Source organism: Pseudoxanthomonas kalamensis DSM 18571 (genome assembly GCF_010211745.1).
GTDB lineage: Bacteria > Pseudomonadota > Gammaproteobacteria > Xanthomonadales > Xanthomonadaceae > Pseudoxanthomonas_A > Pseudoxanthomonas_A kalamensis.
Genome location: NZ_PDWQ01000148.1, coordinates 1 through 511 on the forward strand (window position 1 = coordinate 1; position 511 = coordinate 511).

1 protein-coding gene is annotated in these 511 nt (G+C 62.8%); it reads left to right on the forward strand.

Going from position 1 to position 511, the window contains the following annotated elements; all coding sequences use genetic code 11:
- The first annotated feature begins 205 nt into the window (after window positions 1-205).
- On the forward strand, window positions 206-460 hold the full coding sequence (locus tag CSC70_RS14925; protein ID WP_211369521.1) for a 6-phosphofructokinase: 255 nt from the start codon (window positions 206-208) through the stop codon (window positions 458-460).
- Window positions 461-511: the final 51 nt, after the last annotated feature.

Genomic DNA, 511 nt, shown 5'->3' on the forward strand with positions numbered 1-511 from the left:
CGTCCAGGCGGCGGAAAACCGGCAAAAGCAGGGGTTGAATTTCTCGGTCATCGCGGTGGCTGAGGGAGCTCGCGATGAGGCTGATTCGGCCGCGATGGCTGGAGCTCACGCCCTCGTTGACGCTTCCAAGACCTCCGGGACAAAGGCGGCTGCCAAGAAGGCCAAGACGGACCTTTAGCATTCACTGCGTGAAAACACCCTCAAATTGGCTACTCAGCTTGAGGAGGCCACCGGGCTGGAATCGCGAGTCTCGATCCTGGGCTATGTGCAGCGCGGTGGTATCCCGTGCGCCCACGACCGTCTGCTCGCGACCCGGCTGGGAACCATGGGTGCCAAGCTCGTTGACGACGGTGAGTTCGGCATCATGGTCGCCGCTCAGGGCGGAGACGCCACGACCGTTGCGTTGAAAGACGTCGCTGGCAAGGGTAAATACGCACCTGCCGCACACCCACGGGTTTAGGCGGCCCGAAAGGGTGGAACCGGTCCTGGCGACTGAGCGTCTTTCCCCTGG